Genomic DNA, 20,747 nt, shown 5'->3' on the forward strand with positions numbered 1-20,747 from the left:
GGCGCTAACGGACCACGCGGTACTGCAGGTGCGTCGCCGCCGGGGTGAGCTGCGCCCCGACACGCTCCAGCGCGATCGCCGCGTCGAGCGGCCCGAAGAGCGGGGTGCCGCCGCCGAGGAGCATCGGCATCACATGGAGGTGCAGCTCGTCGACGAGGCCGAGGGGGAGTGCCTGCTGCATCACGGTGGCGCCGAAGAGGTGCACGTCTTTGTCGGCCGCGACCTGCCGGGCCTGCCGGATGGCGTCGGGAACGCCGTCGGAGACGAAGGTGAACCCCGGGGGATACGGCCGGTCCGGCGGGTGGTGCGTGAGCACGAAGACCGGCACGTCGCCCATCGGCCCGGCGTCGCCCCATCCCCCGTCGCCCTCGTTCTTCTCGAACGACGTCCGCCCCATGATGATCGCTCCGACGCTGCCGATGACGCTCTGCAGCACAGCACGGTCCTCGTCCGAGGCCGTCGGCCGCAACCAGGCGTGCAGGCCGTCCGCTCCGTCGCCGAAGGGATTCTCGCGGCTGTCGTTCGGGCCGGTGACGTAGCCGTCGAGCGAGACGGACATGTCGCAGATCGTGCGCCCCATGGTGGCCTCCTCGCCAGGTCCGACCAATCAAGCACTCGGCGTCACGACACGTCAAGACGCGGACCCGCACTCAGACGGAAGCCCCGGCGCGTGGCCGCATCGGCGCCGACGCGAACGCGCGCACCGCATCCGGCCACGGCTGGCGCGCGCGCCAGCCGAGCTCTGCGGCGATGCGGTCGGACGACGCCGTGATGTGGCGCACATCCCCGAGCCGGAACTCACCGGTCACGACGGGAGCCGGGCCCGCCATCGCCTCCGCGAGCGCGCGGGCGAACTCCCCGATCGTGCGGACCACTCCGCTGCCGACGTTGTAGGCGCGCACATCGCCGTCCGGTCGCGCGGCCAGAGCTTCGACAGCACGGATGTTCGCCTCGGCCACATCCCGCACGTCCACGAAGTCGCGGCGCTGGCGGCCGTCCTCGAACACCAGCGGCGCACGGCCCTCCTCCAGCCGCGAGCGGAACAGGGAGGCGACCCCCGCGTACGGCGTGCCGATCGGCATCCGCGCGCCGAACACGTTGTGATAGCGCAGCGCGACAGCACGCCCGCCGGTCGACCGAGCCCAGGAGCGGACGAGGTGCTCCTGCGCCAGCTTGCTCAGCGCGTAGACGTTGCGGGGCTCCGTCGGGTGGTCTTCGGCGATCAGCACGGGCCGTAGCGGCCGCCCGGCCCGGTCCAGCGGATCGAACCGGCCGGCACGGAGGTCGTCGACCGCTCGCACGGGCGGCTGGACCACGCGATCCCCGTCCTGGTACAGCCCCTCGCCATAGACGACCATCGAGGACGCCAGCACGAGCCGGGTCGTCCCCGCCTCGGCCATCGACGCGAGCAGCCGCGCCGTGACGCCGACGTTGGAGTCGACGTAATCCGGGGCGTCGGCGAAGTCCACGCCGAGCCCCACCTTCGCCGCCTGGTGGCACACGGCATCCACCGAGCGCAGCAGTGTCGGCGGAACCGCGCCGGCGTCGCACACGAGCAGGTCCGTGTCGCCGCGGAGGGCAAGGAACCAGTCGGGGATGTCGGCGCTCGCGTGCACGTCCGGTCGCAGGGAGTCGACGACGGTGACCCGCCAGCCGCGAGCGAGCGCGGACTCCACCACGTGCGACCCGATGAATCCCAGCCCTCCCGTCACGAGCAGATGCGTCACCGGACGCCTCCGACCGCCACCGGTGCCGACAGCACGCGGCGGATCGCCTCCGCGGGGATGAGGGCGCGCGGCCGGTAGTCGTCGGGCACGGCGGCGATGGTCGCCGCGATCGCGGCACGGATGCGCGGCTCCGCCTGCGCCATCCGCTCGAGCACCAGTGCGGCATCGGCCGCGTCGGCGGTCTCCCCGGCGGCGGTGCCCGCATCCGTGTCGGTGACGAACGCGATGGTGACGAGACCCAGGCCGAGCTCCGCCGCGAGCACGGCTTCGGGATACTGCGTCATGTTCACGATGTCGGCGCCCGCCGCCCGGAACCAGGCCGACTCCGCCCGTGTCGAGAAGCGCGGGCCCTGGATGACGACCGAGGTCCCCTCCGGGATCGCGTCCTCGCCGAGACTCGCGAGCGCATTCACCGCCGCCGCGCTGAGGACCGGGTCGAACGGGTCGGCCGCCGCGAGGTGCTGCACGTCATCCTGATCGAAGAACGAGTCGGGACGCCCCGCCGTCCGGTCGATCAGCTGGTCCGGGACGACGAACCGGCCGGGCCGCGCGCGGTCGGACAGCCCGCCCACCGCGGACGAGGTGACGACCGCGCGGACGCCGAGCGCGGCCAGCGCCCAGATGTTCGCACGGTAGGGGATGCGGTGCGGCGCGAGCGCGTGGTCCTCGCCGTGCCGCGCCAGGAAAGCGACACGGCGTCCGGCGGCCTCGCCGATGCGGATCGGTCCGGACGACGGCCCGTAGGGGGTCTCCACGACGACGGTCTCCACGTCGGCGTCGGCGTCGAACAGCCGGTAGAGGCCGGAGCCTCCGATCACGGCGATGTCGGCTTCGGTCATGATGTCTCCTCTCGGGCAGGGGCGGTCGATGCGGGCGCGCGTTCGGCGGGGTTCGAGATCTCGGTCCGGGTCGTACGCGCGGGGTTGGGGATGCGACGCTCGGCGCGAGCACGGCGCCAGCGCACCACGGTGGCCGTCGCGACCACCGCTGCGGCCGCCGCCACCACGAGCGTCCCGAGCGGATGACCCGGCACCAGGGTCCGCAGGGTCAGCGCGATCGGGACGACCAGCCACTCCCACCGCTTGCTCAGGGCGATGAACGGGATGAGCACGAGCGCGTACCAGGGGTAGCTCGGGCTCGTGATCAGCAGCACAGCGCCGACGGACACCGTTTGCGCATGCCACGGCGCACGGGGATCCGACATACGCCAGGCGAGGAAAAGCGCGGCCAGGATGAGCAGCGCCGCCGCACCCGTCGCCCACAGGCCCGGAAGGAACGGAGACAGCAGCGCGAACCGCGAGCCGCTGTCGTAACCCTCCTCGTCCAAGTAGCCGGGGAGGTACCCGATGACCGCCCAGCCCGTGACGGCGACATAGGGGATGTAGCTGACGGTGAAGGTGGCCGCGGCAGCCAGCGTCGTGGTGATCGGTCGGCGGCGCGCAAGAGCCGGTGCGGCGATCGCCGGGACGAACTTGGCCGCGGCGGCCAGCCCGATCAACACCCCGGCGAGCGCCGCACGACGTCGGCTCCCGTCCGGGCCGAGGCGCCGAACCGACCAGGCGGCCGGCGAGCCGGCCGATGTCGCGGCGAAGGTCGCGGCGACGATGAAGAGCACGCCGAGCGCATCCACGTGCGAATTGGTCACGGCCTCCGAAGCGACGAACGGCGACCAGCCCCACAAGGCGGCCCAGCGGGCATCGAGGCCGCGAGCGCGCATCCCCCACATCAGCAGCACCGTCGTTCCGAGGCTGAGCAGCAGGCCGCCCACCTGGAGCGGCGCGTACTCGGCGCCGACCGGAACCACCGAGCGCACAGCCGCGAAGTACGCCTCCGCCGCGGGCGGGTAGATCGTCGGCACCTGCGGCCGGTTGAGCGCGGTGCAGAGCACGTCGCCGTCCGGCACCGATGTCGTCTGCTGGATGCGGAGCCCCTCGCAGTGCAGCGCGCCGTCCGTTCCCCGCACAGGCTCAGGGAACAGCCACGCGACGCGGTACCGGTCGAGCGCATCGGCGGCCGGCACATGCGCGTAGGGGGAGAGCCCCGCATCCTGCACGATGCCGTCCCAGGCGTAGCGTGCGGAGTCGGTGCTGAGGTTGGGCGGTCCGGCCAGCGCCGCGCAGCCGAGCGCCGCCGACCCGGCGAGCACGAGCACGAGCGCCGCGCGCCCCCGGACGCGGAGGAGCACGAGGAACGCCGCCGCCGCAAGCAGCCAGGCCGCCCCCGCTGCCACCCCCAGCGCGACCTTCGCCCCGGGCGCGAACCCGCCGAGGGTCGCCGTCGACAGCGCGGTGACGGCCGCCAGGGCAGCGAGCAGCACGGAGACGATGGCGATCTTCACGCTGTCGAGTGTGACCGGCCCGGCGGTGCCGCACAGCGCGATCGGGCGTCCCGTTCGGGGATCGTAAGATTTGCCGGGCGTGCGGCCTCAGGCCGCCGATCAGAATCGGACCATGTCCGTCACCGAACGTGTCTCGAGCGCCCTCGCCGAGCGGATGGCCGGCGCCCGCGGCGTGCTCGCCGCACCCGCCCGCAGCGCGCGGACGACGGTCGTGATCGGCCGCCTCCTCGCCACCGCGTTCCTGGTCTGCTTCCTCACCGGCCTCTACAGCCACCTGCTGCAGGAGCCGCTGCCGGGGATGCGGTTCCCGACCTGGCCGGGCGTCTACGCCTTTACCCAGGGCCTTCACGTCTCCGTCGGCATCGCGATCTTCCCGCTCCTGCTCGGCAAGCTGTGGACCGTCTACCCGCGGTTGTTCCTGTGGCCGCCGGTGCGGTCGGCGCGGGAGCTGCTGGAGCGCGCATCCATCGCCCTGCTGGTCTCGAGCGCCCTGCTCGAACCGGCGATCGGGCTGGTCAACACGTACCAGTGGTACCCGTGGCCGTTCCCGTTCCGGCAGACGCATTACGCCCTGGCCTGGGTGATCGTCGGTTCGCTGGCGATCCATATCGCCGTGAAGCTGCCGACGATCGTCCGCTTCTGGCGCCGCCGCAGCACAGCGACCGACCGGAGCGTCACCGATGACTGAGCCACAGAGGGTCACGCGCCGGGCGCTTCTCGGCACGATCGCCGCCACCGGCATCGCGGCGGTCGGCCTCACCGCCGGTCAGTCGTTCGGATGGCTGGCGCCGCTGAACGCCTTCGCACCGCGCGTCCAGGGTTACGGCCCGCAGCAGGTGCCCGTGAACACCACGGCGAAGGCAGCGGGAGTGGTGGATGCGGCCCAAGCCGCGGACTGGACCCTGACCGTCCGTCGCGGCGACCGCACCGAGGTGCTCGACCGCACCCGGCTCAGCGGTCTGCCGCACGCGCGCGCCACCCTGCCGATCGCCTGCGTCGAGGGCTGGAGCACGACGGCGCAGTGGGAGGGTGTGCGGATGCGCGACCTGCTCGCGCTTGTCGGCGCGCCCGCCGCATCCACCATCCTGGTCACCAGCCTGCAACCGCGCGGCGCCTACCGCATGACGACGATGGGGCCCGAGTTCGCCGAGGACCCGAGCACGCTCGTGGCCCTGTCGCTGAACGGGCGGACCCTCGATCTCGACCACGGCTACCCGGCGCGGGTGATCGCGCCGGGCCGTCCTGGCGTCCTGCAGACCAAGTGGCTGAGTTCGATCGAGGTGATGCCGGGATGATACGGACGCGTGCGGCCATCGGCGCGCTGGGAGCGGCCCTGATCGGTGTCGGCGGGGTGTTCCTCGTCCTGGATCTGCAGCCCGTGCAGATCGCCGGACTGGTGCTGTGGCTCGCCGCCGCCGCGGTGCTGCACGACGCGGTGCTGGTTCCGGTCGTCACGGTGGTCGATCTCCTGCTTCGGCGCGTGTCGCGCCGTCTGCCGACGGCCGTGGTGGCGGTCGTCGAGCCCTGCTTCGCGGTCGGCGCCCTGCTCACCGCGATGGTCGTGCCCGAACTGATCGCCCAGGCTCGAGGGCCGCGTAACGCGACCGTGCTGCCCGGCGACTACGGCCTCCGGCTCGCCGTGCTGTGGATCGCGATCGCTCTCGCCGTGGCCATCGCGTCGGGCGTCATCGTGTGGCGAGCACGAAGGTCCGGCCGCCGCTCCTGACGGTCGCGGTCTGCATCCCGAGCCCGTCGAGCAGGCGGGTGGCGGCTCGTTCCCCCACCTCGGCCCACGGGAACCACCCGCTTCGGGCGCCGACGGGATGCACGAGCTGCGCCACGAAGCGCGCGCTGCGGTCCCCGTCGGCGTGGGTCTCCACGAGCATCCGCCCGCCGGGGCGCAGCAGCTCGGAAGCGCGGGCGAGCAGAGCGGCGGGGTCCCCTCCGATGCCGATGTTCCCGTCCAGGAGCAGGACCGCTCCCCAGGTCCCCTCCGCAGGGAGCGTCTCGAAGACGGATCGGCGCAGCACCGGCAGCCCCCTGGCCCGTGCGTGCCCGACCGCCACCGCCGAGATGTCGATCCCCAGCGCGAGTCTGCCCGTCTCGATGGCCGCCCGGACCATCCGGGCCGGGCCGCATCCGACGTCGAGTACGGGCCCGGACGTCAGGGCGAGCACTCGGCGTTCCGCCGCGGTCGCGGGCGCGAGGTAGGCGGAGACGTCCAGGGGAGCCGCGTCATCGTCGGCACCGTCGCTGACGACGGTCAGGAGTCCGCCGCCCGCACGGAGAGCGAGCTCGTAGGGTTCGGCGCCGCCCCCGCCGAAGTCGGCCGGAATCTCCCAGGCCGACGGGAGCGCCGTCGCCGGTTCCAGGGCCGCGCTCACGCGTGCACCCCGCTCGGGCGCAGAGCAGTCAGCACCCGCGCGACCGCCGGCGACCGTCGTGCGGCGATCGGCACGTCCGCCGCGGTGTCGATGTCGGTGAGCGGTGGCAGGAGCCGGACGCGCAACCCGGCGGCGCGCAGCCGCTCGAACTGGTGGGCTCCCGTCCGGTCCGTCGACATCGGCACGCCGCGGATCAGAACGCCGTTCGGCCTCCGCATCGCCAGAGCCCAGAAGCCGCCGTCGGTCGCCGGGCCGAACCAGGCATCGACCTCGGGGTCGTCGGCGAACACCCCGGCGAGGACCGCCGGGTCGACGTGCGGCGTGTCCATCCCGAGCAGCAGCAGCGGTTCGTCGATCGTGTCGAACAGCGCGGCGATGCGCTCGTCGAGCCCACCGCCGGACTGCGGGATCACCTCCCACCCGGCGGCCCCCGGGGGCAGAGCGTCGCCGTCGAAATATAGGATGCGGCGGGAGGCCGGAAGCGCCGCGGCGACCTCGAGGGTGTCGGCCAGCGCAGCGGCGGCGATGGACGCCGCCTCCTCAGCCGAGAACTCGGGCTGCAGGCGGGTCTTCACCCTGCCCGGCACGCACTCTTTCGCGATCACGGCGACGGCGGTCATCGCGCCGACTCCGCCAGCTGCCGGCGGACATCCTGCACCGCCGTCAGATAGCCGCGGACCGAGCCGGTCACCTTGGATCTCCCGACGCGTGGGAGGTAGTCCACCGCGACCTGCTGAAGACGCCATCCCTGCCGATGCGCGCGCAGCACCAGTTCCACCGGGTAGCCGCTGCGCCGATCCGTGACGCCCAGTTCCAGCAGGGGCACCCGGTAAGCCGCCCGCACAGGGCCGAGATCGTAGAGGGGGGCGCCGGTGCGCGAGCGGATCAGCCGTGCGAGCACCCGGTTCGCGACGCGCGCGGCGAACGGCCAGGCCGAGCGGCTCGTCTGTCGACGGCGTCCGATCGTCAGATCGGCCGCGCCGGAGTCGACCGGCCGGACGACAGCGTCGAACTGACGAGGGTCGATGGTTCCGTCGCCGTCGCACACCACCACCAGCTCGGAGGTGGCCGCTTCGAGGCCGGCCTTCACCGCGGCGCCGTAGCCGCGCCGCGGCTCGTCCACGACGCGCGCTCCGCCCCGGCGCGCGACCTCGGCGGTGGCATCCGTCGACCCGTTGTCGACCACGATGGCGCGGTAGCGCGGAGGCAGGGCCGCCAGCAGGGCCGGCAGAGCCTCCTCCTCGTTCAGGCACGGGAACACGACGTCGATGGGTTCGATCACGATTCGACGCTATGCAGCGCCGCCTCCGCCCGGCCGGTCAGAATCTTACGAAACACGGACGGTCAGGCCGGTGTCCCCGTGACCCGTCCCGACCCGCAGCCCACCGACCTATGCTGAGCGCATGACCACCCCGCTGTCGGAAGCCGCGGCGCGCGACCTGCGCGACCGCCGCGTGCTCGTGGTGGAGGACGACCCCACCGTGCGGGAGGTCGCCAGCGGCTATCTCCGCTCCGCGGGCCTCATCGTCGACGAGGCCGTCGACGGCTTCCGCGCGCTCGACCTCGCCGAGCGCACGCCGCCGGACCTGGTGGTGCTCGACCGCATGCTGCCCGGAATCGACGGGCTCGAGGTCGCTCGTCGGCTCCGCAGCCGACGGCCTGTGCCGATCATCCTCCTCACCGCCCTGGGGTCCACCGACGACCGCATCCAGGGTTTGGAGGCCGGAGCGGACGACTACCTCGCCAAGCCCTTCTCGCCGCGCGAGCTGGTGCTGCGCGCGCAGTCCATCCTCCGCCGGAGCGTCGGAGCGCTCACCCCGGAGGCGCCGTTCCGCCTCGGCGACTTCTCCATCGATCCGTCGAACCGCACGGTCGCCAAGGCGGAACGCGAGCTCACCCTGACCGCCCGGGAGTTCGACCTCCTCGCGTTCTTCCTCAAGCATCCGAATCAGGTGTTCAGCCGGGAGCAGCTGCTCAAAGAGGTGTGGCGCTGGGACTTCGGCGACCTCTCGACGGTCACCGTCCACGTGCGCCGGCTGCGCGAGAAGATCGAGGACGACCCCACCAAGCCGCGCCATCTGACCACCGTCTGGGCGGTGGGCTACCGGATGAGCGTCTGAGGATGTCCGCATGATCGCCCTCGGAGACCTCGCCGTGATCGTCGGCACCAGCCTCATCGTCGCCATCGTGATCTCCGCCATCGCCGTGATGGTGCTGCATCTGCTGCGCCGCGCCTCCATCCTGATCCGCCTCGGCGTCGTCGTGCTCGCTGCGGTCGCGTCGATCGTCGGCGGCACGGTCGCCATCGCCCGGGCGATGTACATCTCGTCGCACGACTTCGTCGTGCTCGCCTGGGTCATCGGCGTCGCGGCGGTTGCGAGCCTGGGTGTGGCCGCCGTGCTCGGGATGGGGCTGGTGCGCACCAGCCGCACGCTCCGCGTCGCCGCGCGGGCGGTCGGCGACGGCCAGGTGGTGCCCGCGGAACGGCAGGACAGCAGCGAGTTCAGCGCCCTCTCGCACGACCTCGCCGACGTCTCCCGACGCCTCGCGGAGTCACGCGAAGAGGTGCGGATGCTCGACGAGTCCCGGCGAGAACTCGTCGCCTGGATCTCGCACGACCTGCGTACGCCCCTCGCCGCGATGCAGGCCATGGCGGAGGCGCTCGAGGACGGCATCGCGGCCGATCCGGAGCGGTACTACCGCCAGCTCCGTAGTCAGACCGACACGCTCAGTCACATGGTCGACGACCTGTTCGAGCTGTCCAAGATCCAGTCCGGAGCCCTGCGGCTGGAGCTCGGACCGCTGTCGATGTACGACCTCGTCAGCGACGCCGTCGCCGACCTCGCTCCCCTCGCGGCGACCCGGTCGGTGTCGTTGAACGAATCGCAGGACGGCGACCTCACCGTGTGGGGAGATGCGCGGGAGCTCTCCCGTGTCATCCACAACCTGCTCGTGAACGCCATCGAGCACTCGCCCGCCGGTTCGGCCATCCACGTGTCGGTGCGGGAGGGAGCGCATTCGTCCGTCGTCCTCAGCGTCGTGGATGAGGGCGGCGGCATCCCCGAGGAGCACCTGCCGAAGGTCTTCGACGCCGGCTGGCGCGGCAGCGCGGCGCGATCGCCCCGCAGCGGAGTCGTGTCCGGCGGGGCCGGGCTCGGCCTGGCGATCGTGCATGGCATCGTCACCGCACACGACGGGGATGTCTCCGTGCGGAACACGGTCGGCGGCTGTCGTTTCGACGTCCGGCTACCACGTTTCCAGCCCCGCATGGCTGGAAGCTGAGCGCTTTCACAGGGGGACAAATGACCCCCGTTTTGGTGTCCGCGCTATGGAGGACATCGGAGTAGTTTTGGGCTACCGGTGAACCCGAATCACCGGCCGCGAACGCACGAGGCTCCCAACCCGACAACCCGGTGGCCCACGCGAGCGCCTTCATAACGCGTCCCGAAACCGTGTGTGACCCGACATCACGCCGGCCCGTTCGAGGCGCCGTAACGGAAAGTACCCGAACTTCCATGTTGCGCAATATCAGCTCCACCGTTCCCAGCCGCCTTCTCACACGCCTGACCACGCTCACCAGCGGGCAGTGGATCGCCATCACCTCGCGCCCGGTCCCGAACCGCGCGGACAGCGTGACGGTCGACTCGCCGCTCGAGGAGACGATCTCGGCGATCTTCACCGCGCTGCCCGTCAGCGACGCCACCGACACTCCGCTGGTCGGTTGGCTCGGCGACCCGGCCAATGATGCCGGGCTCGACGCCTTCTTCACCGTCCAGGGGCTCGCCCGCGACATCGAGCGCCGCCCGCTCGAGCTGGGTCGCCTGCAGGACCTCCCGGACGACCCGTGGCAGAACGTCGCCGCCGTCGTCACGGTCCCTGCGGCGACGGAGTTCGTCTTCTTCGTCTGCGTCGGCCACGGCGAGCAGACCCCGGTGACGCTCTTCGGCGCACGTCAGCACCTGGCCGCCTGAGCCGGTCGCGACGGAGCGCTTGACTTCAAGCGCTTGAGGTCTGTTCTGATGGGGACATGACCACGTTGACCATCCAGGACGTCTCCCGTCAGAGCGGGCTGAGCGAGCCGACCCTTCGGTACTACGAAGAGGTCGGCCTGCTCGGCCCGATCGCGCGCGACGAGCGCAGTGGACACCGGCGGTACGCCGAGGGCGACCTCGACGCCGCCCAGGTGCTCGCCTGCCTGCGCGCCATGGGCGTCGGGATCGAGGACATGCGCACGTACCAGGCGAACCGCCGGCGCGGACGCGAGGCGGCGGCCGAGCAGCGCGACATCCTGCTTCGGCACGCCGACCGCGTCGAGGAGCAGATCGCGACGCTCCGCGTGCACCTCGACTACCTGAGGGTGAAGGCCGCCCTGTGGGATGCGCGGGATCACGCGGACTCCGCCGCCGAGGCTCAGGCGTACGCCGAGCTCGAATCCATCCTTCCCCGACTCGAGGAGACCTTCCGATGACATCCCCCGCTCCGACCACCCTCGTCACCGGCGGCACCGGCTACCTCGCCACACGGCTGCTGGCCGACCTGCTGGCGTCCGGCACCGCGGTCCGCACCACCGTCCGTTCGCTCGACCGCGCGGACGAGGTCCGCGACGCCGTCCGTCGTGCGGGCGTCGACGCCGGTGGCCTCTCGTTCGTCGCCGCATCCCTCACCGAGGACGACGGCTGGGCCGGCGCCCTCGCCGGTATCGAGGAGGTGCACCACACCGCGTCGCCGATGATCCAGTCCTCCGTGCCCGACGAGGTCGTCGTCCCCGCCCGCGACGGCGCGTTGCGCGTGCTGCGCGCCGCACGGGACGCCGGTGCGCGCCGCGTCGTGCTCACCTCGTCGTTCGCTGCCGTCGGGTACTCGCCCAAGCCGGCCCGCGACTACGACGAGAGCGATTGGACCGACCCTTCCACTCCCGGCCTGCCCGCCTATCCGCTGTCGAAGGCGGTCGCCGAACGCGCCGCCTGGGACTTCGTCGAGCGGGAGGGCGGCGACCTCGAGCTGGTCGCCGTCAACCCGACGTGGATCGCCGGCCCGACCCTGACCTCCTCCGCGCGGTCGTCGCTCGCCTACTTCACGGGGATGCTGGACGGCACGATCACGGCGGTCCCGCGGCAGCGCTTCGGGATGGCGGATGTGCGGGACGTCTCGGCGGCCCATCTCGCCGCCATGTCCACCCCGGGAGCGGCGGGCAACCGCTACCTGGTGCTGGCGGACGGGCCGACGATGACGTTCCTCGACGTCGCGAACGTGCTGCGCGAGCGTCTCGGCGACCTCGCCGCCCAGGCGCCCACCGAGGAGCTGCCCGGCGAGGAGCCCGCGCCCCTCGTCATCCACAATGAGCGCGCGAAGCGGGAGCTGGGCCTCCGGCCACGTCCCGCCGTCGAGACGATCGTGGAGACGGCCGAGAGCCTGCGCGATCTCGGGCTGCTGGCCGATCGGCCGCGGGGCTGATCCCTCAGCGCGCGCACTCCTGGGATTGCTCGGTGATGATCCAGGCCGTACCGGGCCGGTGCATCACGACGGTTCCGCAGTCTCCGGAGGCGCCGTAGGTGACGAACAGCGTGGCGTCGGTGGCGGTCTCGTGCTGGACGGCGATGTCGACGCTCGCGTCCTGTCCCGCCGCCTTGTACAGCTGAGCAGTGGCCGCGATCATCTCCTCGCACGTGGACACGTTGACTCCCGCGTTCGCGTTGAGCTCTGCGATCATCCGCTGCACGAGCTGGGGCGCCAGTCCCGCACAGGCCGTGTCGACGTCCGGGACGCGCGACGCCGCGAGCCACGCCGAGAAACTCTCGGCCGCTCCCTTTACCGGCTCCTGCCCGCTGTCAGGATTGCGGCTCGGGCTCGCGCTCGTGGTGGGCTGTGAGACGGACGCACTCGGCTTGGGCGAGCCGGCACCCGTCGTGCACGCGGTTGTCGCAGTGAGGGCGAGCGCGACGATTCCGATGGCCGCCAGGACACGAGAGCTCCGATGAGTCACTCCTCGATCCTGGCAGAGAAGCAATTTGTCCGGTACCCGGCCCGGGTATAACCTATACCCATAGGGGGTATGCCGACCACCCGCGCCGGGCCGTTCCCGACCACGAATCGAAGGAGACACCATCATGCGCAGCACCACGTCCACCCGTGGCGACCTCGGTCTCACCGACAAGAACAGCGCCTGCACCTGTAGCGCGGACGCACACGGTCACGCGGACACGGTTGTCGCATCCACGGCGGCCTCCTCCGTCGACTACCTGGTAGCCGGGATGACCTGCTCGCACTGCGTCGCCAGCGTCACCGAAGAGCTCCAAGCACTCGACGGCGTCGAGGCCGTCCGGGTCGATCTGAACGCGGGCGGAACCTCCACGGTCACCGTCTCCTCGGCCGCGCCTCTCGACACGGACGCTGTCCGCGCTGCGATCGACGAGGCGGGATACTCGCTGGTCTCGGCATGAGCGGCGGAGCCGTCGAACTCGAGATCGGCGGGATGACGTGCGCCTCCTGCGCCACCCGGATCGAGCGCAAGCTCAACCGGATCGAGGGCGTCGAGGCCACCGTCAACTACGCCACCGAGAAAGCCCGGATCACCGCCGACGGCGTGGACACCTCCACGCTGATCGAGGCCGTCGAAGCCGCCGGGTACACAGCCGCCGTCCCGGCACCGCCGCTCGAGGAGACACCAGCCGTATCGGCCGCCGACCGGGAGGCGGAAGAGCTGCGGCGGCGCCTCCTCATCTCGACCGCGTTGACCGTGCCCGTCGTCGTGCTGTCGATGGTGCCCGCGCTGCAGTTCACGAACTGGCAGTGGCTGACCCTGACCCTCGCCGCACCCGTGGCGGTCTGGGGTGCGTGGCCGTTCCACCGCGCCGCATGGGTGAACGCGCGCCACGGCGCCGCGACGATGGACACGCTGATCAGTGTCGGCGTCATCGCCGCCTTCGGGTGGTCGCTCTACGCGTTGTTCTTCGGCATGGCCGGCCAACCCGGCATGCACATGACCTTCCAGTTGATCGCCGAACCGGGTTCCGGCGCGAGCGAGATCTACCTGGAGGTCGCCTCGGCCGTCACCGTATTCATCCTCGCGGGCCGCTATGTCGAGGCCCGCGCCAAGCGCAAGTCCGGCGCAGCGCTGCGGGCCCTGCTGGAGCTCGGCGCCAAGGACGCGTCCCTGCTCGCTGACGGAGTCGAGACCCGGGTGCCCGTTTCGTCCCTCACGGTCGGCGATCGTTTCGTGGTCCGGCCGGGCGAGAAGGTGGCGACAGATGGCCGGGTGGTCGAGGGGTCCTCCGCGATCGATCTGAGCATGCTGACCGGCGAGTCCGTCCCGGTCGAGGTCTCTCCCACCGATCACGTCACCGGCGCAACGGTGAATGTCGGCGGACGTCTGGTGGTCGAGGTGACGGCGGTCGGCGCGGATACCGAACTGGCTCGTCTCGGCCGCCTGGTGGAGGAGGCCCAGACCGGAAAGGCGGAAGCACAGCGGCTGGCCGATCGGGTCTCCGCGATCTTCGTCCCCGTCGTGATCGGCCTTGCTCTGCTCACGCTCGCCCTCTGGCTGGTGCTCGGCGCCGGTGTCGAGGTCGCCTTCACCGCTGCGGTCGCGACCCTGATCATCGCCTGCCCGTGCGCACTGGGCCTGGCGACCCCGACCGCCCTGCTGGTCGGGACCGGTCGCGGCGCGCAGCTCGGCCTGCTGATCCGCGGTCCGCAGGTGCTGGAGCAGACCCGCCGCATCGACACCATCGTGCTGGACAAGACCGGCACCATCACGACCGGCCGGATGAGCCTCACCGACGTCTACGTGGCGGCGGGCGAAGACGAGGGCACCGTCCTCGCAGTCGCCGCCGCCGCCGAAGACGGCTCGGAGCATCCCGTCGCCCGGGCGATCGTCGAGGGCGCCCGCAACCGGCGTATCGCGCTGCTCGGGGCGGAGTCGTTCCGTTCCAAGCAGGGCCTCGGCGTGGAGGCCGCCGTCGACGGCCGGCACGTCACCGTCGGACGGGCATCCTGGCTGGCGGACGCGTGGGCACTCGAGCTGCCCGCGGAGCTGCGCGACCGGATCCGCGATGCGGAGGGCGAGGCCGAGACCGCCGTGGCGGTCGCGTGGGACGGCGCGGTGCGCGGCGTCGTGGTCGTCAGCGACACGATCAAGGAGTGGAGCGCGGCGGCGATCGCCGAGTTCCGCCGGCTCGGGCTGACCCCGGTGCTGCTGACCGGCGACAACGCGGGCTCCGCGAACGCGGTCGCGGAACGCGTGGGAATCGTGGATGTGCGCTCCGGTGTCACACCGCAGGGAAAGCTGGATGCCATCCGGCGGCTGCAGCAGGACGGTCACGTCGTCGCGATGGCCGGCGACGGGGTCAACGACGCCGCCGCACTGGCAGCCGCCGACCTGGGGATCGCCATGGGAACCGGAACCGACGCAGCGATCGCCGCCGGCGACATCACGGTGATGAGCGGTGATCTGCTCGCCGTCGGCGACGCCATCCGGCTCGCCCGCCGCACGCTCGGCACGATCAAGGGCAACCTGTTCTGGGCGTTCGCATACAACGTGGCGGCGATCCCGGTCGCGATGCTCGGCCTCCTGAACCCGCTTCTCGCCGGGGCCGCGATGGCGCTCTCCAGCGTCTTCGTCGTCACCAACAGCCTGCGACTGAGGCGATTCCGTGCGGCGAACCGGTGATGATGGAGTGTGAAGACCCTCATCGTCACCGCACATCCCGAGCCTGATTCTCTGACCAACCAGATCGCCCGCCGACTCGCGAGCATGTTGGACCCGTCACCGGTCGAGATCGTCGATCTGGCCGCCGAGGGCTTCGACCCTCGCTTCACCGTTGCCGACCGTCGCACGTATCTGACGGGAGGTCACGTCACGCCCGACGTGATCGCGGAGCAGCGGAGAGTGGATGGGGCGGACCATCTGGTCCTGGTGTTCCCCGTTTACTGGTGGTCGATGCCGGCTCAGCTGAAGGGGTGGATCGACCGCGTCTTCGTCAACGGATGGGCGTTCACCATCGACCCCGAGCACGGCATCCGGCGCAATCTCGGCCGCCTCACCATCCACCTGATCCCGGTCGCCGGCGACGACGCCGGAGTGTACGAGCGCCACGGCTACGAGCAGGCCCTTCGAACACAGATCGAGCACGGCATCATCGACTACTGCGGCAGCCGCCGAGGTGCGACCGCGTTCGTGTACGAGTCGGAGCGGGAGGATGCGGCTGCGCGTGAACGGGTCATCGACGAAGCTGTGAGTGCCGTCCGGCGGGCGATCGAGCCTCAGGACGACCTCCTGGCGAACGGGAACGGCGGCCGATGATCAGCCGCCGTTCTCGAATCTCGTTCGGGTGAGCTCTATCCGGCGAGCGAGGCCCCGGCGCTCTGTGCGATGTGGCGTCCCGAGTGCACGGCTTCCTCTTCGGCGGCCTGCTTCAGCTCCGCCGCCGCGTCGGCGAACGCGTCGAGCGCAGGGTTGACGCCGACGAGCGTGAAGGGCCGCTGAACGACGCGGAGGTCGAGTCCCCAGACGTCCTCGAGGACGCGACGAAGCCACGCGGTGGAGTGGTCCCATCCCTCTTTGGGAGTTCCGGGCGCGTAGTTGCCGCCCAGGACGGTGACGAGAGTGGCCGGCTTGCCACGCAGTGCCGTGCCCGTGGGGTTGGTCCGGGGATCCGTGTACACCAGGTCGAACCAGGTCTTGAAATGCTGCGAGACACCGTAGTTGTAGAGGGGAACGGCGAACACCAGTGCGTCAGCGCTGACCAGCTCGTCGGCCAGCTGGGTCGCGAGGCTGTGTGCTGCGCGCTGACGATCCGTACGATCCGACTCCGCGATGGCGCCCGAGGTCACGACGTCGGGCCACGCCGTCGCAGGGATCGGATCTGCGGCGAGGTCGCGGCGGACGACCCGGGAATCGGGATGCGTGGACAGCCATTCGGATTCGACCAGGTCGGCGAGCGAACGGCTCGCTGAGGTGGCCGGTGTGATGCTGGCGTCCAGTCGGTACAGCTCCATGCTTCTCCCATCAGTTGTCATAGTCGCTCTTTAAAACATAGCGACTATGCGAACTGTAGCATGCGTACAATTGGGACATGGACGCGCCCGAGCACGATGTCATCCGCTGTGATGCTGCCGTCACCCTCGCGTTCTCCGTCCTCGGCAAGCGGTGGAACGGGATGATCGTGTCGGCTCTCGGCAGCGGCGCCTCCACCTTCCGCGGAGTGAGTCACGCCGTGCCCGGAATCAGTGACGCCGTGCTCTCCGACCGCCTCGCAGACCTGGCCGAAGCCGGCCTCGTCGTCCGCACGGTCACGCCTGGCCCGCCCGTGACCGTCTCGTACGGCCTCACCGACAGCGGCAGCCGTCTGCTCCCGATCCTCGATCAGCTCGGCGAATGGGCCGTCGGCAACCTCACCGCGCGCCCCTGATCGTCGGGGCGGGGTCGGCGTTGGAACCTTTCCGGCCCATCGGACACTAGGGGATATGCACAACGCTGGTTTGGACGAGGCGGTCGCCTGGTCCCGGGCGCGAGACGGGGACCCCGACGCGTTCACGTCGCTGTTCGACAAGCATCGAGACCGCGTCTTCGGCCACGCTCTGCGACTGGTGCGCCAGCCGCACGACGCCGAGGATGTCACCGCGGTCGTCTTCCTGGAGGCCTGGCGCCGTCGCGACGCAGTGCGTGTCGTGGACGGATCCATCATCGCCTGGCTGCTCGTCACGGCGAACAACACCGTCCACAACCTGGAACGGGGCAAGCGCCGCTACCGTGCGGCGCTCACCCGCATGTCCGAACCCGGTCGCACGCCCGATCACGCGGACGACGTCGCCGAGGACCTCGACAACCGGGAACGGGACCGACGCGTCCGTGACGCGTTCGCCACCCTGTCCACCGCCGATCAGAACGTGATCACGCTGTGCGTGCTGGAAGAGCTTCCGCTGGCCGATGCGGCACGCACTCTCGGCGTCCCCGTCGGGACGGTCAAGTCCCGGCTCTCCCGCGCCAAGCGCCGTCTCGGCGATCTCACCCTCGTCTCCGAACCGATCCACCCCGCCCTCGAAGGAGGTGCAGAATGACCGCCACCGGACCCGCCTTCGACCCGGCGCGCAGCGCCATCCTCCGCGACATCCTCCACGAGACGGTCGCCACCGCACCGCCACGTCCTTCACGCACGCGTTTCGCTGTCGTCGCGGGCCTCGTCGGCGCGGCCGCTCTCCTCGCGGGTGGAACCGCCGCGCTCGCACTCAGCGGCGTCCTGCACTTCGGGTCGCCGGACGTCCCGCCCCCGCCGACCCCGAGCACCACTCTCACGCCCACCCCGACCCCGACGCCGACGTCCACCCCGACGCCCACGAGTCGCCCGATCGCCGTTCAGACGACGCCGATCCAGCGGCACGACGTCGACCAGCTCGGAGCAGCTTCGTGGTCCCTCGACCTCCCGGGCACGGGACGATCCTGCGAGCAGCGCGACATCTACGACATCGCGGACGGCCTCGCCCTCGTCCAGCTGGGAGCGCACGTCGTGGGCGACGGCAGCCCCGATTGTCAGGACGACCTGCAGCACGTCTCGCTATCGCTCGTCGACACCCAGCGGGGTACGGCCATCTGGTCGCGTGAGTGGAGCTGGCGTGCAGCGCCGATGTACGACGTCGACGTGATCGTGCTCGGTACGTCCGGAAGGGTTCTCGTCGCCGACCAGATATTGGGGGACGGACCGCACGAGGTCATCGACCTGGCCACCGGCAGGACTGAGGGGGAATTCGCGGGTCAGAAGGCCGACATCGTCCTCAACGCGGTGGCCGTGCCGGGTGATTCCGGGGACATCGTCATGACCACTCCCGGCGCGATCGTCCGGGTCGATCCTCGTGACGCTCAGACGCCTCGCTGGTCCACGGCCATCTCTGGAAAGTCCTCGTGGGTCTACCCGCCGGCGGGAGAGTCCGACTTCCTCCCTGTCAGCATCCAATTGAACGAGCCCTACCCCACGGGCTACCCATACGAGTACGGGCGCATCGATCTCGAGACGGGAGGCCTGGATTCGGGATGGAGCATCAACGCCTTCCTGAACACCGAAACCCACCCGGCTGTGGTGTCGAAATACGACGCTTCTGGACTGCCCGTCGAGCTGACCGGTCTCGACTCTTCGGGAGGGACGACCTGGGTCAGGCAGCTACCCCCGGACTCCGACACCTTCGTCGTCCGCTCGCTGACCGGGACTCCCGGTGTGGACACGAGGTTTTCCGGCCCGACGGATCTCATCGCTGTCGTGTCCACATCGGAGCTCACCATAATCGACTCCAGCTCCGGGACTTCCCTCTGGACAGCAGCCGCGACTCGCTGCGATCTGGTGACCGGCGCTGGGCGACCTTCGCCTCTGGTTACTGTTTACCTGGATAGTGAGCACGACGCCATCATCGTCCAGCACGACGGTACCCGGACCTGCACCTTCGAAGCGTCGACGGGCGCTCCGCAACCTGTGCCGGATGTCCCGAGCGGTTCCGGGCTCTTCTTCGGGCCGGAGAACACCTACGTCTTCCCCAACGAACCGAGTGGCGACCTCGTCGCCTATGACCGGCAGTCGGGCGCGAAGCTGTGGAGCTCCACCGCCGTGTACCCGGGCTCCTGGTCCTTCGCGGGAGGCTACCTGCTGCGCCTAGACGGCGACCGGTTGACGCCGGCAGGCTGAGTCGGGGACGCGCACCTCCGAGGAGTCGTATGACCGTCTCGTCACAGGGCCTTCTCGCTGGCGTCGACGACGCAGAAGCGATTGCCGTCAGGGTCGGCCAGCACCACATAGTCCGCATCGTCCTCGTAATCCCAGTCGACCTCCCGCGCACCGAGCTCGATCAGCCGCTGAACCTCCGCAGCCTGATCGGACGCGTAGAGGTCAAGGTGATGCCGCGGACTCGGATTCGCCTCGCTGCCGACCTGCTTGATCGCGAGCTGGGGACCCGTCGCGCGGTCTGCGCGGCCGTCCGCCGGCCCCAGCAGCGCCCAATCGTCGTCGGGCTCCCGGAGCGGCCTGTAGTCGAGCGCCGCACACCAGAACTCCACCGCGCGCGGCACATCCCGGGCACCCCACACGATCGAGCCGATCCGGATCACCTCCCCACCCTCCGCTCGCATCCAGCGAGCCGCAAGGGGCGCGTCGGCAACATCGCCGTTGCCCGCACTCGGTCGCTGCGTATCGCTAGACTCGACCATCGTGGCGATGCGCGCGAACGGGGTCGACTCGGTTCTCCTGGACTCCGAGGAAGACCTCGCGCGCCTGGTCGCCTACAACGAATACATCGACGGCATCCAGTCGACCCTGCCGGCCGGTGTACGTTCTCTCCTCGATATGAGTGTCCATGACGGACGCGTGAGCCGATGGAGCCTCGGTGCGGACGGTGTCGCAGAGCTGTCCTTCATCACCGAGAACGCGCTCGAGAGCCTTGCCCGGATTACTCTGCGCTTCTTCGGCGCGACTGCAGTTGCGAACGACGCCGACGACGTGGCGACCTTGAGACTCCTGGACGGTTCGACCGAGCTCCTCTCGCAGGAGCTCGACATTCTCGACGATGGACGGTACCGCTTCCAGGTGCTTGTGAGCCCGACCGGTGAACTGGCCGTGATGTTCAGGGACGCGGAAGTCGAGCGAACCCCGGCGACGTGGGACGAATTCGTCGAGCTGTCCGATCGTCCCGACACTGGGCGGTGGGGACGGTGGGATGATGCGTGGCTCGCCGACGATCCACCGCTTCATCGGGCCGCCCAGCTGGGCCGGCTCGATGAGTTGAGGGAATTGATCGCTTCCGGGGCGGATGTCGACGCGCCGAATCCGGACGATGCGGAGACCCCGCTCCACGCTGCCGCCAGGCGAGCGCAGGTGCAAGCGATGGCGATCCTGATCTCGGCCGGCGCGACTATCGATTCGATGGACCATCTCGGAAGGACCCCCCTGACGATCGCGTCAGGAGATCAAGACGAACGCGGAGTCGAGTTCCTCCTCAACGCCGGGGCAGATCCGAACGCAGGCACGGACGAGGTCCCCCTGTCTGCCGCAGCCGGTGGTTGCGCTTCTGGTTCTGTTCAACGTCTCCTCGCCGCCGGTGCCGACGTCGACCACCGAGACAGCGATGGCTGGACAGCCCTCATGTACGCCGCCCAGGCCGGCAACACGGAAGCGGCAACGGCGCTGATCGCTGACGGCGCCGACCGCACTGCGCTCAACGACGATGGTCAATCCGCCGCAGACATCGCTCGCGAGTGGAAGCACATAGATCTGCTCGGTCTGCTTTCCGCCGGCTGACCCGTTTCGCATCCCGCTCGTCGAC

At 70.5% G+C, this 20,747-nt stretch carries 25 protein-coding genes; 15 read left to right on the forward strand and 10 right to left on the reverse strand.

The window, feature by feature from the left end:
- Positions 1–4 precede the first annotated feature (4 nt).
- The 4 genes from ABIC47_RS04990 to ABIC47_RS05005 form a co-directional block, all read right to left on the reverse strand.
- Positions 5–580, reverse strand: coding sequence for a dihydrofolate reductase family protein (locus ABIC47_RS04990; RefSeq protein WP_354477851.1), 576 nt, complete (start codon positions 578–580; stop codon positions 5–7).
- A gap of 70 nt (positions 581–650) precedes the next feature.
- A complete protein-coding gene (locus ABIC47_RS04995; RefSeq protein ID WP_354477854.1) occupies positions 651–1,727 on the reverse strand; it encodes an NAD-dependent epimerase/dehydratase family protein in 1,077 nt (358 codons plus the stop codon).
- On the reverse strand, positions 1,724–2,566 hold the full coding sequence (locus tag ABIC47_RS05000; RefSeq protein ID WP_354477857.1) for an MTAP family purine nucleoside phosphorylase: 843 nt from the start codon (positions 2,564–2,566) through the stop codon (positions 1,724–1,726). The genes ABIC47_RS04995 and ABIC47_RS05000 overlap by 4 nt, the downstream gene beginning before the upstream one ends.
- The gene (locus ABIC47_RS05005) at positions 2,563–4,065 is read right to left on the reverse strand and encodes a glycosyltransferase 87 family protein (protein WP_354477860.1); all 1,503 of its coding nucleotides are present in this window, start codon (positions 4,063–4,065) and stop codon (positions 2,563–2,565) included. The genes ABIC47_RS05000 and ABIC47_RS05005 overlap by 4 nt, the downstream gene beginning before the upstream one ends.
- 112 nt (positions 4,066–4,177) lie before the next feature.
- On the opposite strand from ABIC47_RS05005, the gene ABIC47_RS05010 reads away from it, so the two are divergent.
- From ABIC47_RS05010 to ABIC47_RS05020, 3 genes are read left to right on the forward strand one after another with little or no spacing between them, the layout of a single operon-like run.
- Complete coding sequence (locus ABIC47_RS05010; RefSeq protein ID WP_354477862.1) at positions 4,178–4,753, forward strand: hypothetical protein; 576 nt, start codon at positions 4,178–4,180, stop codon at positions 4,751–4,753.
- On the forward strand, positions 4,746–5,360 hold the full coding sequence (locus ABIC47_RS05015; protein ID WP_354477865.1) for a molybdopterin-dependent oxidoreductase: 615 nt from the start codon (positions 4,746–4,748) through the stop codon (positions 5,358–5,360). Before ABIC47_RS05010 ends, ABIC47_RS05015 begins: the two co-directional genes overlap by 8 nt.
- Entirely contained in the window at positions 5,357–5,791 is a 435-nt protein-coding gene (locus ABIC47_RS05020) for a hypothetical protein (protein WP_354477868.1), read from the forward strand. Before ABIC47_RS05015 ends, ABIC47_RS05020 begins: the two co-directional genes overlap by 4 nt.
- On the opposite strand, the gene ABIC47_RS05025 is transcribed toward ABIC47_RS05020, so the two are convergent.
- From ABIC47_RS05025 to ABIC47_RS05035, 3 genes are read right to left on the reverse strand one after another with little or no spacing between them, the layout of a single operon-like run.
- The gene (locus ABIC47_RS05025; RefSeq protein ID WP_354477871.1) at positions 5,751–6,449 is read right to left on the reverse strand and encodes a methyltransferase domain-containing protein; all 699 of its coding nucleotides are present in this window, start codon (positions 6,447–6,449) and stop codon (positions 5,751–5,753) included. The genes ABIC47_RS05020 and ABIC47_RS05025 overlap by 41 nt on opposite strands.
- Positions 6,446–7,069, reverse strand: coding sequence for a TIGR04282 family arsenosugar biosynthesis glycosyltransferase (locus ABIC47_RS05030; protein WP_354477874.1), 624 nt, complete (start codon positions 7,067–7,069; stop codon positions 6,446–6,448). The genes ABIC47_RS05025 and ABIC47_RS05030 overlap by 4 nt, the downstream gene beginning before the upstream one ends.
- On the reverse strand, positions 7,066–7,731 hold the full coding sequence (locus tag ABIC47_RS05035) for a glycosyltransferase family 2 protein (protein WP_354477877.1): 666 nt from the start codon (positions 7,729–7,731) through the stop codon (positions 7,066–7,068). Before ABIC47_RS05035 ends, ABIC47_RS05030 begins: the two co-directional genes overlap by 4 nt.
- Before the next feature lie 121 nt (positions 7,732–7,852).
- On the opposite strand from ABIC47_RS05035, the gene ABIC47_RS05040 reads away from it, so the two are divergent.
- The 5 genes from ABIC47_RS05040 to ABIC47_RS05060 all read left to right on the forward strand — a co-directional run bounded on the left by ABIC47_RS05040 (position 7,853) and on the right by ABIC47_RS05060 (position 11,903).
- On the forward strand, positions 7,853–8,569 hold the full coding sequence (locus tag ABIC47_RS05040) for a response regulator transcription factor (protein WP_018192572.1): 717 nt from the start codon (positions 7,853–7,855) through the stop codon (positions 8,567–8,569).
- Between the two features lie 10 nt (positions 8,570–8,579).
- Entirely contained in the window at positions 8,580–9,731 is a 1,152-nt protein-coding gene (locus ABIC47_RS05045) for a sensor histidine kinase (RefSeq protein WP_354477880.1), read from the forward strand.
- Positions 9,732–9,964: 233 nt separating this feature from the next.
- Positions 9,965–10,420 (forward strand): hypothetical protein, encoded by a 456-nt coding sequence (locus ABIC47_RS05050; protein ID WP_354477883.1) that lies wholly within the window; start codon positions 9,965–9,967, stop codon positions 10,418–10,420.
- A 56-nt stretch (positions 10,421–10,476) separates the two neighbouring features.
- A complete protein-coding gene (locus ABIC47_RS05055) occupies positions 10,477–10,917 on the forward strand; it encodes a MerR family transcriptional regulator (protein ID WP_354477886.1) in 441 nt (146 codons plus the stop codon).
- Positions 10,914–11,903, forward strand: a complete 990-nt coding sequence (locus ABIC47_RS05060) for an NAD-dependent epimerase/dehydratase family protein (protein ID WP_354477889.1) — start codon at positions 10,914–10,916, stop codon at positions 11,901–11,903. Before ABIC47_RS05055 ends, ABIC47_RS05060 begins: the two co-directional genes overlap by 4 nt.
- Before the next feature lie 4 nt (positions 11,904–11,907).
- On the opposite strand, the gene ABIC47_RS05065 is transcribed toward ABIC47_RS05060, so the two are convergent.
- Positions 11,908–12,432 carry a hypothetical protein gene (locus tag ABIC47_RS05065; RefSeq protein WP_354477892.1) on the reverse strand — a complete coding sequence of 175 codons (525 nt, stop codon included), beginning with the start codon at positions 12,430–12,432 and terminating at the stop codon, positions 11,908–11,910.
- 124 nt (positions 12,433–12,556) lie between these two features.
- Between ABIC47_RS05065 and ABIC47_RS05070 the strand changes: the two genes are divergently transcribed.
- The 3 genes from ABIC47_RS05070 to ABIC47_RS05080 are packed head-to-tail and all read left to right on the forward strand — an operon-like array spanning position 12,557 to position 15,750.
- Positions 12,557–12,889, forward strand: coding sequence for a heavy-metal-associated domain-containing protein (locus tag ABIC47_RS05070; protein WP_354477894.1), 333 nt, complete (start codon positions 12,557–12,559; stop codon positions 12,887–12,889).
- Complete coding sequence (locus ABIC47_RS05075) at positions 12,886–15,117, forward strand: heavy metal translocating P-type ATPase (RefSeq protein ID WP_354477897.1); 2,232 nt, start codon at positions 12,886–12,888, stop codon at positions 15,115–15,117. The genes ABIC47_RS05070 and ABIC47_RS05075 overlap by 4 nt, the downstream gene beginning before the upstream one ends.
- A gap of 9 nt (positions 15,118–15,126) precedes the next feature.
- On the forward strand, positions 15,127–15,750 hold the full coding sequence (locus tag ABIC47_RS05080) for an NAD(P)H-dependent oxidoreductase (RefSeq protein ID WP_354477900.1): 624 nt from the start codon (positions 15,127–15,129) through the stop codon (positions 15,748–15,750).
- A gap of 35 nt (positions 15,751–15,785) precedes the next feature.
- Here the strand turns inward: ABIC47_RS05080 and ABIC47_RS05085 are convergent, their stop codons facing one another.
- Positions 15,786–16,445 carry an FMN-dependent NADH-azoreductase gene (locus ABIC47_RS05085; protein ID WP_354477903.1) on the reverse strand — a complete coding sequence of 220 codons (660 nt, stop codon included), beginning with the start codon at positions 16,443–16,445 and terminating at the stop codon, positions 15,786–15,788.
- Between the two features lie 77 nt (positions 16,446–16,522).
- Between ABIC47_RS05085 and ABIC47_RS05090 the strand changes: the two genes are divergently transcribed.
- The 3 genes from ABIC47_RS05090 to ABIC47_RS05100 are packed head-to-tail and all read left to right on the forward strand — an operon-like array spanning position 16,523 to position 19,117.
- Entirely contained in the window at positions 16,523–16,858 is a 336-nt protein-coding gene (locus ABIC47_RS05090) for a winged helix-turn-helix transcriptional regulator (RefSeq protein ID WP_018192582.1), read from the forward strand.
- 55 nt (positions 16,859–16,913) lie between these two features.
- A complete protein-coding gene (locus tag ABIC47_RS05095) occupies positions 16,914–17,507 on the forward strand; it encodes an RNA polymerase sigma factor (RefSeq protein WP_354477906.1) in 594 nt (197 codons plus the stop codon).
- Positions 17,504–19,117 carry an outer membrane protein assembly factor BamB family protein gene (locus ABIC47_RS05100; protein WP_354477909.1) on the forward strand — a complete coding sequence of 538 codons (1,614 nt, stop codon included), beginning with the start codon at positions 17,504–17,506 and terminating at the stop codon, positions 19,115–19,117. Before ABIC47_RS05095 ends, ABIC47_RS05100 begins: the two co-directional genes overlap by 4 nt.
- Positions 19,118–19,158: 41 nt before the next feature.
- Here the strand turns inward: ABIC47_RS05100 and ABIC47_RS05105 are convergent, their stop codons facing one another.
- Positions 19,159–19,536 carry a VOC family protein gene (locus tag ABIC47_RS05105; RefSeq protein WP_354477912.1) on the reverse strand — a complete coding sequence of 126 codons (378 nt, stop codon included), beginning with the start codon at positions 19,534–19,536 and terminating at the stop codon, positions 19,159–19,161.
- Between the two features lie 106 nt (positions 19,537–19,642).
- Here ABIC47_RS05105 and ABIC47_RS05110 point away from each other — a divergent pair, with 106 nt between their 5' ends.
- Positions 19,643–20,722 carry an ankyrin repeat domain-containing protein gene (locus tag ABIC47_RS05110; RefSeq protein WP_354478703.1) on the forward strand — a complete coding sequence of 360 codons (1,080 nt, stop codon included), beginning with the start codon at positions 19,643–19,645 and terminating at the stop codon, positions 20,720–20,722.
- The last annotated feature ends 25 nt before the right edge of the window (positions 20,723–20,747 follow it).

The sequence above is a fragment of the Leifsonia sp. 563 genome (genome assembly GCF_040545055.1).
In the GTDB taxonomy this organism is placed as follows: Bacteria; Actinomycetota; Actinomycetes; order Actinomycetales; family Microbacteriaceae; genus Leifsonia.